This window comes from Caballeronia sp. GAWG1-1 (assembly GCF_023631465.1).
Lineage (GTDB): Bacteria > Pseudomonadota > Gammaproteobacteria > Burkholderiales > Burkholderiaceae > Caballeronia.
This window is the reverse complement of sequence record NZ_JALQDB010000016.1, coordinates 13,308-28,378: the sequence shown is the minus strand read 5'-3', so window position 1 is coordinate 28,378 and position 15,071 is coordinate 13,308. Positions and strand designations below refer to the sequence as shown.

The following is a 15,071-nucleotide window of genomic DNA, read 5'->3' as shown; positions in this document are numbered from 1 at the left end:
AAATCGGTCAGTGGCCGAGCGAACATGAATGGGGCTGACGCGTCCAATCTTGCGGCACAGAAAGGCATCGCCTTGCGCCGGGCTTACGTGCATCAAGATAACTGCTGTAAAGCAGCGTTTTAGGACCGCTCTGATACGAACAGTACTGGCCGCCGACTATTCTCTCGTCCGTAGCCGAGGTTGTCTCTGCCAGAGCTACGTCTCTCAAGGATGTTTGCCCCGCCCCGCGCGGGGCTTTTTTTTGCCTACGGGTTTCGCGGATTCGCTTATTCGCGCGGGTTGGCGAGCCGTGGCAAGAAAAAACCCGCGGTGCTTTCGCATGCGCGGGTTTCAAATGGGGTGGTGGAGGCGGCGGGAATCGAACCCGCGTCCAGAAGCACTCTACGAACAGTTCTACATACTTAGTTCTATCTTTTGATTTAACCGTAGCAACGCGGACGAACACGCTTCGCTACAGCGATCCACTAAATTTTCGACTTTGGCGTCGTGACGCCGACAAAGCTTAACTGACGTATATGACCTCTCGTGGTATTGCTACCCTAACCCGTCAGTAAGTTAGTGAGAGGACGGCGGCCCTTAGGCTGCCAGTGCGAACGTTTCGTCGTTTGCAGTTACGTTTTTCCCATTGATTAACGAGGTGACGGGTCCTCGGTATGCCCTGACCGCTTCGCAACCCCTGTCGAAACCAGGTCGCCCCCAAGCAGAACGGGGATTATCCCATGAAAAGCCATGTGAGGCGAACCGCGGCCACTTTCAAGCGATGTCGCGCAGCAATTGCTGCAGTTCTTCTGGCGTGTCCACTACGTGAGTCGCGTGCCAGCGGTGCGGCGGAATGTCGTCGCCGCAATAGCCATAGGCCGCCGCCACAGTGATCATGCCGGCTGCAAAGCCTGCCTGAACGTCGCGCAAGTCGTCGCCGACATAGACGATTCGCTCCGGCGCCACATCCAGTAATTCGGCCGCGTGCAGCAGCGGCGCGGGATGCGGCTTCGAATGCGCCGTCGTATCGCCACAGACGAGACAACCGGCCCGCTTATCCAGTCCGAGCAGGGCGACGAGCGGTTCGGCGAAGCGCGTCACCTTATTCGTCACGATGCCCCAGCGCACGCCGCGTGCATCGAGCTGATCGAGCAACTCGGTGATACCGGGAAACAGCGTCGTTTCGATACACAAATCCGCTTCGTAGTTGGCGAGAAACTCATCGCGCATCGCCGCGAAATCGGGATGCTCGGGGCTGATCTCGAACGCGCCGCCCAACAACCCGCGCGCACCCGCCGATGCGTAAGGCCGCAGAGTTTCGAGGGGGCGCATTTCGAGTCCGCGATCGTGCCGCATCTTGTTGACGGCCGCGACGAGATCGGGCGCAGTATCGGCGATGGTGCCGTCGAGATCGAACAGTACGGCCTGGCAAAGCCCGAGCGAATCGCCGTCGGCGGCGCGCTGGGGCAGCGGGGTGGGATCGTCGGGCAGGGGCGTCGTCTGGACAACACCGTTCTGGTCTTCTTGGGTCATGGCGTCAGGCTTCCCGGCGGCAGGCCATCATGTAGTTGATGCTCGTGTCAGTAGACAGCCCGAAGTGGCGCGAGAACGGACGGTAGGTGATGCCCTTGATGTCGACCGGCAAGAGCGACGCCGTGCGCGCGAAGGTGGCGAGTTCGGACGGCTTGATGAAGCGCGCATAGTCATGCGTGCCGCGCGGCAACATGCGCGCGATGTACTCCGCGCCGATCACGGCGAACATATACGCCTTTGCGTTGCGATTCAGCGTAGAGAAGAAGACCCAGCCGCCTGGTTTGACCAGCGCGGCGCACGCGGCAACGGTGCCCGCCGGATTCGGCACGTGCTCGAGCATTTCCATGCAGGTCACGACGTCGTAGGAAGCGGGTTCGCGCGCGGCCAGCGCTTCGGCTGCGATCTCCTCGTACGCCACCTCCACGCCGCTTTCCAGACTATGCAGATCCGCGACGCCAAGCGCACTCGACGACAAGTCGATGCCCTTGACTTTCGCGCCACGCGCCGCCATCGATTCCGACAGAATGCCGCCGCCGCAGCCGATGTCGAGCACTTGCTTGCTCATCAGATGCGCGTGCGCATCGATCCAGTCGAGCCGCACCGGGTTCAATTCGTGAAGCGGTTTGAACTCGGCGTTCGGGTCCCACCAGCGATGCGCAAGCTCGCTAAATTTCTGCAGTTCGTGGGGATCGACGTTGGTCATATTCTCAATTGCCCTTCTAAGTCGTGAATCGTTAAGGATCGAGTATATAGGCGCGGGAAAAGGGCGGCAAAAAGCTGAAGTGACGCGTCGCCGACAACTTCGCTCGTTCCGTGCCATAGCCGTCGAAGCCGCCTGCGCCGGGGCCACGGTTATTGCGTTTATTCGATGCGCGCATCTCGCCGAGATTCACGAAAGCCGCAGGCATAAAAAAACCCCCGCCGAAGCGGGGGTTCGATCCTGCGGCAATCAGCGCAATTACTGCGGCTGACGCGTCGTGCCGACAACTTCGACTTCCACGCGACGATCCGGTGCGAGGCAGGCGATGAGTTGCTTGCGGTTCTTCTGGTTGCAGCCCGTGGTGACCGGGTTGCGCTTGCCCTTGCCTTCCGTATAGATACGGTTGGCTTCGATGCCCTTGCTGACCAGGTAAGCCTTGACAGCTTGCGCACGGCGCAGCGACAGACGGTCGTTGTACTTGTCCGAACCAATGCGGTCGGTGTAGCCGGTAGCGACCACGACTTCCAGGTTCAGCGCGCCGATCTTCGATGCGAGATCGTCAAGCGCGGTCTTGCCAGCCGGCTTCAGAACTGCCTTGTCGAAGTCGAACAGAGCGTCAGCTTGATAGGTGACCTTCTGGCTTTGGATAACCGGGGGCGGCGGAGCGACCGGTGCGGGCGGCGTCGGCGCGACTGCGACCAGAGCGCCATCGCACTTTGCGTTGGCCGTGGCCGGGGTCCAGAATGCGTCGCGCCAGCAGAGTTCGTTCGTGCCGTTCATCCACACATACTCGCCCGTGCCGTTCACCCAGTTGTCGTTCACGGCTTGTCGCGAGGCCGGCACCGATTGCGCCGAGGCCGATGCAGCCATAACTGCGGTAGCTGCAATGAACGCGAGCTTTGAAAGTTTATTCATATTTCTCCTCTCGAAATTGAGATTACCGCAGGTTTACTGCGAGCCTGTAGACAAAGACAAGTCATACATTGCTCGGAGTATAACATTCCCTACGGAACAAAACGCGGCTGTGTAGACTTCGAGCAGTGTCTAACTTTGTGCGTTGGCATTTTGCCATATCGTTCCCTTGCAACGATAAAAATATCCCCGCACCCTCTGCGCCCGCAACCTTATGTGGTGCATGCGCAACAAGAAAGGGACAGGAGCCGGTCTTGGCCGCGGAAGGCGCGAAACGTGCGCACTTTATGTGCCCGCGAGCCAATATCTGCGTATCTTTATCGTCGGGTTTGTACTGCTTTAGCAAAACGACGAGGCGGCATCATAGCCCGCCTAAGTGACGAAATCAGTGAAACGTTCCCTGGTTTTTGTAAGTAATTGGAACAAGTGCATCTATCCCTCATTCCTCAAGATCGGGAACGGCGGTTGAGCGTCCCATACACTATGTATACGCCGAGCCTCCGGACGCGGATGTCGCGCATGTTAGAATCTTTGGATGCGCTGCGTTCGCAGCGCCGCAGCGTATGGCTTACGCGCCTGGCCGGCGCGGGTCGCGCGGCCGGCGGGCGAGGGCGAAACTCGAGGTAATGTTTTCGAATCGTCGGATCGCGCTGCTGTGTCGCTGCTGCACAGTTCAAGACACGGATAATGGATCAATTCGCCAAAGAGACTCTGCCAATCTCCCTAGAGGAGGAAATGCGCCGCTCATATCTCGATTACGCGATGAGCGTGATCGTCGGGCGAGCGCTTCCCGATGTCCGCGATGGACTGAAGCCCGTACACCGTCGCGCGCTTTATTCCATGCACGAGCTGAACAACGACTGGAATCGCGCGTATAAAAAGTCGGCGCGTATCGTCGGCGACGTGATCGGTAAGTACCATCCGCACGGCGACGCATCGGTGTACGAGACGATCGTTCGCATGGCTCAGCCGTTTTCGCTGCGCTACATGCTGGTGGACGGCCAGGGCAACTTCGGTTCGGTCGACGGCGACAACGCCGCCGCCATGCGTTACACCGAAATCCGCATGGCGAAGATCGGTCACGAACTGCTGGCCGACATCGACAAGGAAACCGTCGACTTCGGCCCGAACTACGACGGCAGCGAAAGCGAACCGCTCGTACTTCCGGCGCGCATCCCGAATCTGCTGATCAACGGCTCAGCCGGTATCGCGGTCGGCATGGCAACGAACATTCCGCCGCACAATTTGCGCGAAATCGTCGACGCCTGTCTGCATCTGCTCAACACGCCTGAGGCGACGGTCGACGAACTCATCGAGATCGTGCCGGCGCCGGACTTCCCGACGGCCGGCATCATCTACGGCGTCGCGGGCGTGCGCGACGGTTATCGCACGGGGCGCGGTCGCGTCGTCATGCGTGCGACCACGCACTTCGAAGAGATCGACCGCGGCCAGCGCATGGCCATCATCGTCGACGAGATTCCGTATCAGGTGAACAAGCGCACGCTGCTCGAGCGCATCGCCGAACTCGTCAACGAGAAAAAGATCGAGGGCATCTCCGACATTCGCGACGAGTCCGACAAGAGCGGCATGCGTGTCGTGATCGAACTCAAGCGCGGAGAAGTGCCGGAAGTCATTCTGAATAATCTGTATAAGCAGACGCAGCTTCAGGACACTTTCGGCATGAATCTGGTCGCGCTCGTCGACGGCCAGCCCAAGCTGCTGAACCTGAAGGAAATGCTGGAATGCTTCCTGTCGCATCGGCGGGAAGTGCTCACGCGGCGCACGGTCTACGAACTGCGCAAGGCGCGCGATCGCGGACACGTGCTCGAAGGCCTCGCGGTGGCGCTCGCGAATATCGACGAATTCATCGCGATCATCAAGGCCGCGCCGACTCCGCCTGTGGCGAAGCAAGAGTTGATGAACCGTCCGTGGGATTCTTCGCTCGTGCGCGAAATGCTCACGCGCACCGAGACCGAGGCGACGGGCGGGCGTATTGCGTATCGTCCGGAAGGACTGAATCCGGCCTACGGGCTGCAGGAAGATGGGCTGTACAAGCTGTCGGACGTTCAGGCGCAGGAAATTCTGCAGATGCGCCTGCAACGCCTGACGGGTCTCGAACAAGACAAGATCGTCGCCGAGTATCGCGACGTGATGGCGCAGATCGCCGACTTGCTCGACATCCTCGCGCGGCCGGAGCGTATCCGTCAGATCATCGTCGAAGAACTGGGCCAGGTACGCGCCGAGTTCGGTGACGAGCGTCGTTCGCGTATCGAGTTGAATGCAACCGAGCTGAACACCGAAGACCTGATCACGCCGCAGGAAATGGTCGTGACCATGTCGCATACCGGCTACGTGAAGTCGCAGCCGCTTTCCGAGTATCGCGCGCAAAAGCGTGGCGGGCGTGGCAAGCAGGCCACGCAAATGAAGGAAGACGACTGGATCGACACGCTTTTCATCGCGAACACGCACGATCACATGCTGTGCTTCTCGAACCGCGGTCGCGTGTACTGGATCAAGGTCTACGAAGTGCCGCAAGGCTCGCGCAATTCGCGCGGCCGGCCAATCGTCAACATGTTCCCGCTGCAGGAAGGCGAGAAGATCAACGTCGTGCTGCCTATCAAGGACTTCTCGGCCGACAAGTTCGTCTTCATGGCCACTTCGCTCGGCACCGTCAAGAAGACGCCGCTCGAAGCGTTCAGCCGTCCGCTCAAGAAGGGCATCATCGCGGTCGGTCTGGATGACGGCGACTTTCTCATCGGCGCGGCCATTACCGACGGCGCGCATGACGTCATGCTGTTCTCCGATTCAGGCAAGGCGGTACGTTTCGACGAGAACGACGTGCGCGCCATGGGCCGCGAAGCGCGCGGCGTGCGTGGCATGCAACTGGAAGACGGTCAGCAGGTCATCGCCATGCTCGTGGCCGGCGACGAAATCCAGTCGGTGCTCACCGCGACGGAAAACGGCTACGGCAAGCGCACGCCGATCAACGAATACACACGCCATGGCCGCGGCACGAAGGGCATGATCGCGATCCAGACTTCCGAGCGCAACGGCCGCGTGGTCGCCGCGACGCTCGTCGAGCCGGAAAGCGAGATCATGCTCATTACGACATCGGGCGTGCTCATCCGCACGCGCGTGTCCGAAATCCGCGAAATGGGGCGTGCAACTCAAGGTGTTACACTCATCAGCCTTGACGAGGGCACCAAGTTGTCGGGACTGCAGCATATCGCGGAGGCGGAAGCCGAAGTGGAAGCAGAAGCTGAAGCACTCGACGAAGGCGACACCGGCACGAACGGCTCCGCCGCCGCGCCGGGCGACTCAGAAAATGATGAAAACGGCGAAGACGCCTGATATTTTTTGTGACGCAAGCTTCTCGTATTCGCTTTTGAAAGCCTGAATTGGTTAAGCTGCGCGACTCGGGCCTGTTGTCGGCGCTGTGCTTCGTTATGTCCGAAGCCAGCGTCGAAAATCTGAAGGCTCGTCGCCGGTGCAGAACTGGATATTTTTTACAGGGAGTAATGATGCAAGGACGTTTCAAGCAGTGGATGTTGCTGGCCGCTTTCGTGCCGACTTTCGCGATGGCTCAGTCGCTTCAGAACCAGGCGCCGAACCAGGCGGCAGCTCCGGCACCGGCCGCAGCAGCCCCGGTTGATCCGGCCAAGCAAGCCGCGATCAAGGACCTGCTCGACGCGATCGACGCGCAGAAGCTGGTCGGCGCGATCGGCAACAGCGCGCAAATGCAGTCGAAGCAACTCGTCCCGGCAATCCTGTCGGACGCGCTGTCGGAAAACAAGTCGCTGAACGACAAGCAGAAGCAAGCTGCCGTTCCGACGCTGCAAAAGAACGCAGTGCCGAAGCTGGTTGACTCGGCAGGGCAGGTGTTCGCAACTGACAGCTTCCGTCAAGACGCGATGAAAGCTCAGTACGACGCATACGCGAAGTACTACACGACCGATGAAATCAAGGACCTGACCTCGTTCTACAAGAGCACGACGGGCCGCAAGTTCATTCAGGTTCAAGACCAAGTTGGTCGCGACGTGGTCAATGGTTTGATGCAGAAGTACATGCCGCAAGCCATCAAGGCAACGCGCACGCAAGCCGACCAGGAAGTGGCAAGCGTCAAGCCGGGCAAGTAAGCACGGTGGCATAGTCTGGAAGGCTCGCGCATTGGCGGGTTTTCAGGACAGTGCGATAATGGCTGTTTGCGCGCAAGCGCAAGCAGCCATTTCTTTTTTAGGCGCGGACAACGAGCTTTTCGGCTCATCGTTTCAGGCTCCGCGTCTGTCGAACGAGACAAATCGGGATCTCCAGATGCGCGTGTTCAATTTCTCCGCCGGCCCGGCCGCCTTGCCAGAAGAAGTGTTGAAGCAAGCCGCCGATGAAATGCTCGATTGGCAAGGCAGCGGCATGAGCGTGATGGAGATGAGTCACCGCGGCGCGGAGTTCACGTCGATCCATGAAGCGGCGCTGACCGATCTGCGGGAATTGCTCAAGGTGCCGGCGTCGCATCGCATATTGTTTCTGCAGGGCGGTGGCATTGGCGAAAACGCCATCGTGCCGATGAACATGCTCGGTACGAAGAAGACCGCCGATTTCGTCGTCACCGGTTCATGGTCGACCAAGTCGCTCAAGGAAGCGCAGAAGTACTGCACGCCGCATCTCGCGGCGACTGGCAAGACCGAGCAGGGCTTCACGCGCGTGCCTGTGTTGAGCGAGTGGCAGCTTTCGGACGATCCCGCCTACGTGCATCTGTGCACGAACGAAACCATCGACGGCGTCGAGGCCTTCGAAATTCCCGATCTCGGCGACATTCCGCTCGTGGCGGACGCGTCGTCGCACATTCTTTCGCGTCCCATGGACGTCGCCAAGTACGGCGTGCTCTTCGGCGGCGCGCAGAAGAACATCGGCATGGCGGGCGTGACGGTCGTGATCGTGCGCGAGGATCTGCTCGACCGCGCGCTGTCGATCTGCCCGTCCGCGTTCGAGTGGAAGATCGTCGCGGAGAACAATTCGATGTACAACACGCCGCCCACTTACGCGATCTACGTCGCTGGCCTCGTCTTCAAGTGGCTGAAGAAACAGGGCGGCCTGGAAGCCATGGAAGCGCGCAATCTCGAAAAGGCGACGTTGCTTTACGACACCATCGATTCCAGCGATTTCTACGTCAACAAGGTCGACCGGAACGCGCGCTCGCGCATGAACGTGCCGTTCTTCCTCGCCGACGAATCGCGCAATACCGATTTCCTGACCGGCGCCAAGGCGCGCGGTCTGTTGCAACTGAAGGGCCACAAGTCCGTCGGCGGCATGCGGGCATCGATCTACAACGCGGTGCCGGTCGAGGGCGTGAAAGCGCTCGTCGAGTACATGAAGGAATTCGAGCGGACCAGCGCGTAAGCCTCATCGCTCCTTTAACTGCATCTGCCCCAAGCACCGCATGGACGACGATCTCAATTTAAGACTCAAACCGCTGCGTGAACGCATCGACGCGCTCGACGCGCAACTCATCGCGCTTTTGAATCAGCGCGCTTCCGTCGCGCTCGAAGTCGGCGAAGTGAAGAAGCATTTCAACGCGCCCGTGTTTCGGCCGGAGCGCGAACTGCAAGTCATCGCGCGTCTGCAGGAAATGAGCGACGGCCCGCTCGCCGACGCGCACATCGCCGCGATCTGGCGCGAGATCATGGCCGCGAGCCGCGCGCTCGAACAGACTATCCGTTCAGCGTTCCTGGGCCCGGTCGGCACGTATAGCGAACAGGCGATGTTCGAATACTTCGGTCATTCGATCGAGGGCCTCGCGTGTCCGTCCATCGACGAAGTGTTTCGCTCGGTCGAAGCGGGCGCCGCGCAATATGGCGTCGTGCCGGTCGAGAATTCGGCGGAAGGCGCGGTGTCGCGCACGCTGGACTTGCTGCTGGAAACGTCGCTCTTAATTGGCGGCGAACTCGCGCTGCCGATTCACCACAATCTCTTGACCGCGTCCGGCACGCTCGAAGGCGTGAAGCGCGTCTATGCGCATCCGCAAGCGCTCGCGCAGTGCCAGCACTGGCTGACCGCGAACGCGCCGCAGCTCGAACGGCAGGCGGTTTCGAGCAACGCGGAAGCGGCGCGTATCGCGGTGGGCGACCCGGCCGTCGCGGCCATCGCTGGCGACCGCGCGGCCACGCATTACGGCTTGGGCGTCGTTTATTCGCAGATTCAGGACGACCCGCACAATCGCACGCGCTTCGTGATCATCGGTCGCGAACCGACGGGGCCGAGCGGTCACGATCAAACGTCGCTCATCGTGACGGTGACCAATGAATCGGGCGCAATGTTCAAGCTCCTGGAGCCGCTCGCAAAGCACGGCGTTTCCATGACGCGCTTCGAATCGCGGCCCGCGCGCGCCGGCACGTGGGAGTATTACTTCTATATCGATATCGAAGGGCATCGCGACGATGCGTTCGTCGCCGCCGCGCTCGATGAACTCGGACGCAAGGCCGCGTTTCTGAAGATTCTCGGGTCCTATCCGCGCGCGCGTTGACCCGAGTTTTCGCCGGCCGCCGCTCGATTGGGCAGCGGCCGATTTTTCCAGCGTCGAACGGCGCGCACTTATCGATGTTCCGTGGACGCATTCTCTTTCAATAAACTGGTTATTTTCGGCGTCGGCCTGATCGGCGGATCGCTTGCGCGCGCGTTGCGCGAGCGCGCGGGAATCGAAGGCCGCGTGGTCGGCGTCGGACGCTCGCTGCGCTCGGTCGAACGCGCGCTCGAACTCGGCGTGATCGACGAAGCCGTCGCGCTCGACGACGACGCGGCGCTCGCACGCGCGTTGCACGGCGCGGATCTCGTCTTGATCGCGGCGCCCGTCGCGCAGACCGAACCGCTGCTCGCGCGCATCGCGCCCTTGCTCGAAGCGCGGACCATCGTCACGGACGCAGGCAGCACCAAGAGCGACGTCGTCGCGGCGGCGCGCGCGGCGCTCGGCGTAAAGCTTGCGCAGTTCGTGCCCGGGCATCCGATCGCCGGGCGCGAATCGAGCGGCGTCGATGCCGCCTTGCCCGACCTTTACGTGGATCGCAACGTCGTGCTTTGTCCGCTCGCCGAAAACGCGCCGGCCGATGTCGACCGCATCGCCGCGATGTGGCGCGCGACCGGCGCGGCGGTGCATCGCATGAGCGAGACGCAGCATGATCGCGTGTTCGCGTCGGTGAGCCATCTGCCGCACGTGCTCTCGTTCGCGCTCGTCGAGCAGATTTTGCAAGCGCCCGACGCCGAGCTGAAGTTCTCTTTCGCCGCGGGCGGATTTCGCGATTTCACGCGCATCGCGGCATCGAGTCCGGAAATGTGGCGCGACATCTGCGTGGCGAATCGCGCCGCGCTGCTCGCCGAACTCGACGATTACGCCGCCGTGCTCGCACGGTTTCGCGCGGCCATCGATGCGTCGGACGGCGCGGCGCTCGAAGCGGCGTTCGCGCGTTCGCGTGTCGCCAGAAAAGAATGGCAGGAACGCGGCAGCATCAAGACGTCCGGCGATCCCGCCGCGAAATAAGGAAAGACCATGGAACATCTCGATCTCGGACCCTTCTCCCGCGCGTCCGGCACGGTGCGGCTGCCCGGCTCGAAGAGCATCTCGAACCGCGTGCTTTTGCTCGCCGCGCTCGCGAGCGGCGAAACGCAGATCACGAATCTGCTCGATTCCGACGACACACGCGTGATGCTCGCCGCGCTGCAAACGCTCGGCGTTACGCTTCTAAACGACGGCGCACGCGTCATCGTGAACGGCACGGGCGGCGCGTTTCCGTCGAAGAAGGCGGAGCTGTTTCTCGGCAACGCGGGCACGGCGGTGCGGCCGCTCACGGCGGCGCTCGCGGTCAACGGCGGCGAATATCGCGTGCATGGCGTGCCGCGCATGCACGAACGGCCAATCGGCGATCTGGTCGATGGCTTGCGTCAGATCGGCGCGAAAATCGACTACGAGCTCAACGAGGGCTTCCCGCCGCTCAAGATTCATGCGGCGAAAATCGCCATCGACCAACCCATCCGCGTACGCGGCGATGTATCGAGTCAGTTTCTGACCGCGCTTTTGATGAGCCTTCCGGTGATCGAGGGGCGTGACGCGCCGGTGACCATCGAAGTCGAAGGCGAGCTGATTTCGAAGCCGTACATCGACATCACCATCCGGCTGATGGAGCGTTTCGGCGTGCAGGTCGAGCGCGACGGCTGGGCGCGCTTTACCGTGCCGGCCGGCGCGGGCTACCGGTCGCCAGGCGCGATCATGGTCGAAGGCGATGCATCGTCCGCGTCGTATTTCCTGGCGGCGGGCGCGATCGGCGGCGGTCCGGTGCGCGTGGAAGGCGTGGGCCGGGCGAGCATCCAGGGCGATGTCGGGTTCGCCGACGCGCTCAATCGCATGGGCGCGAACGTGATGATGGGCGAAGACTGGATCGAAGTGCGCGGCGTCGAGTCCGACGACGGCAAACTCGCGCCCATCGACATGGACTTCAACCTGATTCCCGACGCGGCGATGACCATTGCCGTCGCCGCGCTCTTTGCCAACGGCACGACCACGCTGCGCAATATCGCTAGCTGGCGCGTGAAGGAAACGGACCGCATCGCCGCGATGGCAACCGAGTTGCGCAAGGTCGGCGCGACGGTGGAAGAGGGCGCGGATTATCTCGTCGTCACGCCACCCGCCGAACTCACGCCGAACGCCGCGATCGATACTTACGACGATCACCGCATGGCCATGTGTTTTTCGCTCGTGAGTCTGAGCGGCGTGCCGGTGCGCATCAACGATCCGAAGTGCGTGAACAAGACGTTCCCCGATTATTTCGATCGCTTCGCGACGCTCGCCCACGCCTGAAAGAGACGCCCAAGACTCAAACGCCAACGAACGCCGCAATATGAAACGCGACCATTTCGACTTCAACGAAAGCAGTAATAACGGGCCAGAAAGGCCGAGAGCAATGAAACCGACCCGTCCATTCGACCCCACACCAGTAATCACCATCGACGGGCCGACCGCTTCGGGCAAGGGCACGGTTGCGGCGCTCGTCGCGGCCACGCTCGGCTTCCACCTGCTCGACAGCGGCGCGCTTTATCGGCTAACGGCCTTGGCAAGCCTGAGCTACGACATCGACACGGACGACGCAGCCGCGCTCGCAAAGCTCATCGGCGCGCTTCACATCACCTTCCGCGAGGGCTGCGCGCAGCTCGACGGCGTGGATGTATCGAGCGAGATTCGCGCCGAGGAAGTCGGCAACCGCGCGTCGGCGATCGCCGTGCATCCGCAAGTGCGGCAGGCGCTCGTCGCGCGGCAGCGGGCGTTCCGCAAGCGTCCGGGCTTGGTCGCCGATGGCCGCGACATGGGCACCGTCATCTTTCCCGATGCCACGTTGAAAGTGTTTCTGACCGCAAGCGTCGAAGCACGCGCGGCACGCCGGCATAAGCAATTGATGCAAAAAGGTTTTTCTGCTAATATGGATGACTTGCTGCGAGATTTGCGTGAGCGCGACGCCCGGGACTCCAACCGGGCCACCGCACCGCTCAAAGCCGCGGCGGACGCGAAGACGCTGGACACCTCCGGTTTGTCGGTCGATCAGACGGTGGAACAAATCATCGGTTGGTACAGCGCGGTTCGTGTATAGCGGTTCGTTTTTAGCGAGTTGTGAAGAACAGTAGTCAGCTGTAGACGCAAGGTGCTCTTCCATGTGGCGGAGCGTGTTTCAACCCCTTAACCCCGCATCGCCTCGCGCACTTATCCGGCCGTATTCCGGCTCTTCGGAAACTTCAAAGGCCATCGCGCAAAAGCCGTGCAAATATCGATTTTTATGTCCGACCTGCAAACCTCTACCCCGAATACCGAATCTTTCGCGGCTCTGTTCGAAGAGTCGCTGACCAAGCAGGACATGCGCGCCGGCGAAGTGATCTCCGCCGAAGTCGTGCGCGTCGACCACAACTTCGTGGTCGTGAACGCTGGTCTCAAGTCCGAAGCCTACATTCCGCTCGAAGAATTCCTGAACGACGCGGGCGAGGTTGAAGTGCAGGCGGGCGACTTCGTTTCCGTCGCAATCGACGCGCTGGAAAACGGCTATGGCGACACCATCCTGTCGCGCGACAAGGCGAAGCGTCTGGCTTCGTGGCTGTCGCTGGAAAAGGCCCTCGACAACAACGAACTCGTGACCGGCACAATCACGGGCAAGGTCAAGGGCGGCATGACCGTGATGGTCAACGGCATCCGCGCATTCCTGCCGGGTTCGCTGGTCGACACGCGTCCGGTCAAGGACACGACGCCGTACGAAGGCAAGACGCTCGAATTCCGCGTCATCAAGCTCGACCGCAAGCGTAACAACGTCGTGCTGTCGCGCCGCGCTGTCATCGAAGCGACGCAAGGCGAAGAGCGCGCAAAGCTGCTCGAAACGCTGAAGGAAGGCGCGATCGTGGAAGGCGTGGTCAAGAACATCACCGACTACGGCGCGTTCGTTGACCTCGGCGGTATCGACGGCCTGCTGCACATCACCGACATCGCATGGCGTCGTGTGCGTCACCCGAGCGAAGTTCTGTCGGTTGGCCAGGAAGTCACCGCCAAGATCCTCAAGTTCGACCAAGAGAAGAACCGCGTTTCGCTCGGCATCAAGCAACTGGGCGACGATCCGTGGGAAGGCATCTCGCGCCGTTACCCGTCGGGCACGCGCCTGTTCGGCAAGGTCACCAACATCACCGACTACGGCGCATTCGTCGAAGTGGAATCGGGCATCGAAGGCCTGGTTCACGTGTCGGAAATGGACTGGACGAACAAGAACGTTGCACCGTCGAAGGTCGTGCAGCTGGGCGACGAAGTCGAAGTCATGGTTCTGGAAATCGACGAAGACCGCCGCCGTATCTCGCTCGGCATGAAGCAATGCAAGCCGAATCCGTGGGATGACTTCAGCCGCAACTTCAAGAAGGGCGACAAGATCAGCGGCGCCATCAAGTCGATCACCGACTTCGGCGTGTTCATCGGTCTGCCGGGCGGCATCGACGGCCTGGTTCACCTCTCCGACTTGTCGTGGAGCGAAACCGGCGAAGAAGCCGTGCGCAAGTACAAGAAGGGCGACGAAGTCGAAGCCGTGGTTCTGGGCATCGACGTGGACAAGGAACGCATTTCGCTCGGCATCAAGCAGCTCGAAGGCGATCCGTTCAACAACTTTGTCGCGATCAACGACAAGGGCGCTATCGTCGACGGTACGGTGAAGTCGGTGGACGCGAAGGGTGCGGTTATCACCCTGACGGCGGACGTCGAAGGTTACCTGCGTGCTTCGGAAATCGCGCAAGATCGCGTGGAAGATGCTCGCAACGTGCTGAAGGAAGGCGACAAGGTCAACGCGATGATCATCAACATCGATCGCAAGTCGCGTGGCATCAACCTGTCGATCAAGGCGAAGGATTCGGCCGAACAGCAGGAAGCCATTCGTGGTCTGCAGACTTCGGACTCGAACGCCGCCGCCACCGGCACGACCAACCTCGGCGCGCTGCTCAAGGCCAAGCTTGACGGCCAGAACAGCTAAGCCTTAACGGTACTGCTGCAGTATGACCAAATCGGAATTGGTCGCCCAGTTGGCGTCGCGATTTCCGCAACTTGTCCTCAAGGATGCGGATTTCGCGGTGAAGACGATGCTCGATGCGATGTCGGAGGCTTTGGCCAACGGTCATCGTATCGAAATTCGCGGCTTCGGCAGCTTCGGGCTCAATCGCCGTCCGTCGCGCGTCGGGCGCAATCCAAAGTCGGGTGAGAAAGTGCTGGTACCGGAGAAATTCGTGCCGCACTTCAAGCCGGGCAAGGAGTTGCGTGAACGCGTGGATGGTCGTGCGGGTGAGCCGCTGAAGGAGTCGAATGACGACGATGCGGACGATCTCTGATCGGCGCCCATCGTCCCCGTGATCAACTTGATCTCAGGTTCGCGGCGTCCGGCCACGAGGCAATCGACCAGAA

At 61.1% G+C, this 15,071-nt stretch carries 12 protein-coding genes and 1 other RNA gene; 9 read left to right on the top strand and 4 right to left on the bottom strand.

What is annotated here, in order from left to right; translation table 11 throughout:
• Positions 1–340: 340 nt before the first annotated feature.
• The 4 genes from ssrA to ompA all read right to left on the bottom strand — a co-directional run bounded on the left by ssrA (position 341) and on the right by ompA (position 3,127).
• Positions 341–698, bottom strand: a transfer-messenger RNA (tmRNA) gene (gene ssrA / locus NCT03_RS10480).
• 55 nt (positions 699–753) lie between these two features.
• Positions 754–1,512 carry a phosphoglycolate phosphatase gene (gene gph, locus NCT03_RS10475; protein WP_250465325.1) on the bottom strand — a complete coding sequence of 253 codons (759 nt, stop codon included), beginning with the start codon at positions 1,510–1,512 and terminating at the stop codon, positions 754–756.
• 4 nt (positions 1,513–1,516) lie between these two features.
• Entirely contained in the window at positions 1,517–2,215 is a 699-nt protein-coding gene (gene ubiG, locus NCT03_RS10470) for a bifunctional 2-polyprenyl-6-hydroxyphenol methylase/3-demethylubiquinol 3-O-methyltransferase UbiG (RefSeq protein WP_244825928.1), read from the bottom strand.
• Positions 2,216–2,470: 255 nt separating this feature from the next.
• On the bottom strand, positions 2,471–3,127 hold the full coding sequence (gene ompA, locus NCT03_RS10465; RefSeq protein WP_244825927.1) for an outer membrane protein OmpA: 657 nt from the start codon (positions 3,125–3,127) through the stop codon (positions 2,471–2,473).
• Positions 3,128–3,811: 684 nt separating this feature from the next.
• On the opposite strand from ompA, the gene gyrA reads away from it, so the two are divergent.
• The 9 genes from gyrA (at position 3,812) to NCT03_RS10420 (ending at position 14,998) form a co-directional block, all read left to right on the top strand.
• Positions 3,812–6,475 carry a DNA gyrase subunit A gene (gene gyrA / locus NCT03_RS10460; RefSeq protein ID WP_244825926.1) on the top strand — a complete coding sequence of 888 codons (2,664 nt, stop codon included), beginning with the start codon at positions 3,812–3,814 and terminating at the stop codon, positions 6,473–6,475.
• Positions 6,476–6,645: 170 nt separating this feature from the next.
• Positions 6,646–7,260, top strand: coding sequence for a DUF2059 domain-containing protein (locus tag NCT03_RS10455; protein WP_244828095.1), 615 nt, complete (start codon positions 6,646–6,648; stop codon positions 7,258–7,260).
• Between the two features lie 175 nt (positions 7,261–7,435).
• Positions 7,436–8,518: a 3-phosphoserine/phosphohydroxythreonine transaminase gene (gene serC, locus NCT03_RS10450; protein WP_250465323.1), complete on the top strand. Its 1,083-nt coding sequence runs from the start codon at positions 7,436–7,438 to the stop codon at positions 8,516–8,518.
• A 40-nt stretch (positions 8,519–8,558) separates the two neighbouring features.
• Positions 8,559–9,641, top strand: a complete 1,083-nt coding sequence (gene pheA, locus NCT03_RS10445; RefSeq protein WP_250465322.1) for a prephenate dehydratase — start codon at positions 8,559–8,561, stop codon at positions 9,639–9,641.
• An 81-nt stretch (positions 9,642–9,722) separates the two neighbouring features.
• Positions 9,723–10,649, top strand: coding sequence for a prephenate dehydrogenase (locus NCT03_RS10440; RefSeq protein ID WP_250465321.1), 927 nt, complete (start codon positions 9,723–9,725; stop codon positions 10,647–10,649).
• A 9-nt stretch (positions 10,650–10,658) separates the two neighbouring features.
• Positions 10,659–11,963, top strand: coding sequence for a 3-phosphoshikimate 1-carboxyvinyltransferase (gene aroA / locus NCT03_RS10435; protein ID WP_250492630.1), 1,305 nt, complete (start codon positions 10,659–10,661; stop codon positions 11,961–11,963).
• 103 nt (positions 11,964–12,066) lie between these two features.
• The gene (gene cmk / locus NCT03_RS10430) at positions 12,067–12,747 is read left to right on the top strand and encodes a (d)CMP kinase (protein WP_244825918.1); all 681 of its coding nucleotides are present in this window, start codon (positions 12,067–12,069) and stop codon (positions 12,745–12,747) included.
• Between the two features lie 165 nt (positions 12,748–12,912).
• Positions 12,913–14,646: a 30S ribosomal protein S1 gene (gene rpsA / locus NCT03_RS10425; RefSeq protein WP_244825917.1), complete on the top strand. Its 1,734-nt coding sequence runs from the start codon at positions 12,913–12,915 to the stop codon at positions 14,644–14,646.
• Positions 14,647–14,668: 22 nt separating this feature from the next.
• Entirely contained in the window at positions 14,669–14,998 is a 330-nt protein-coding gene (locus NCT03_RS10420; RefSeq protein WP_244825916.1) for an integration host factor subunit beta, read from the top strand.
• Positions 14,999–15,071 lie beyond the last annotated feature (73 nt).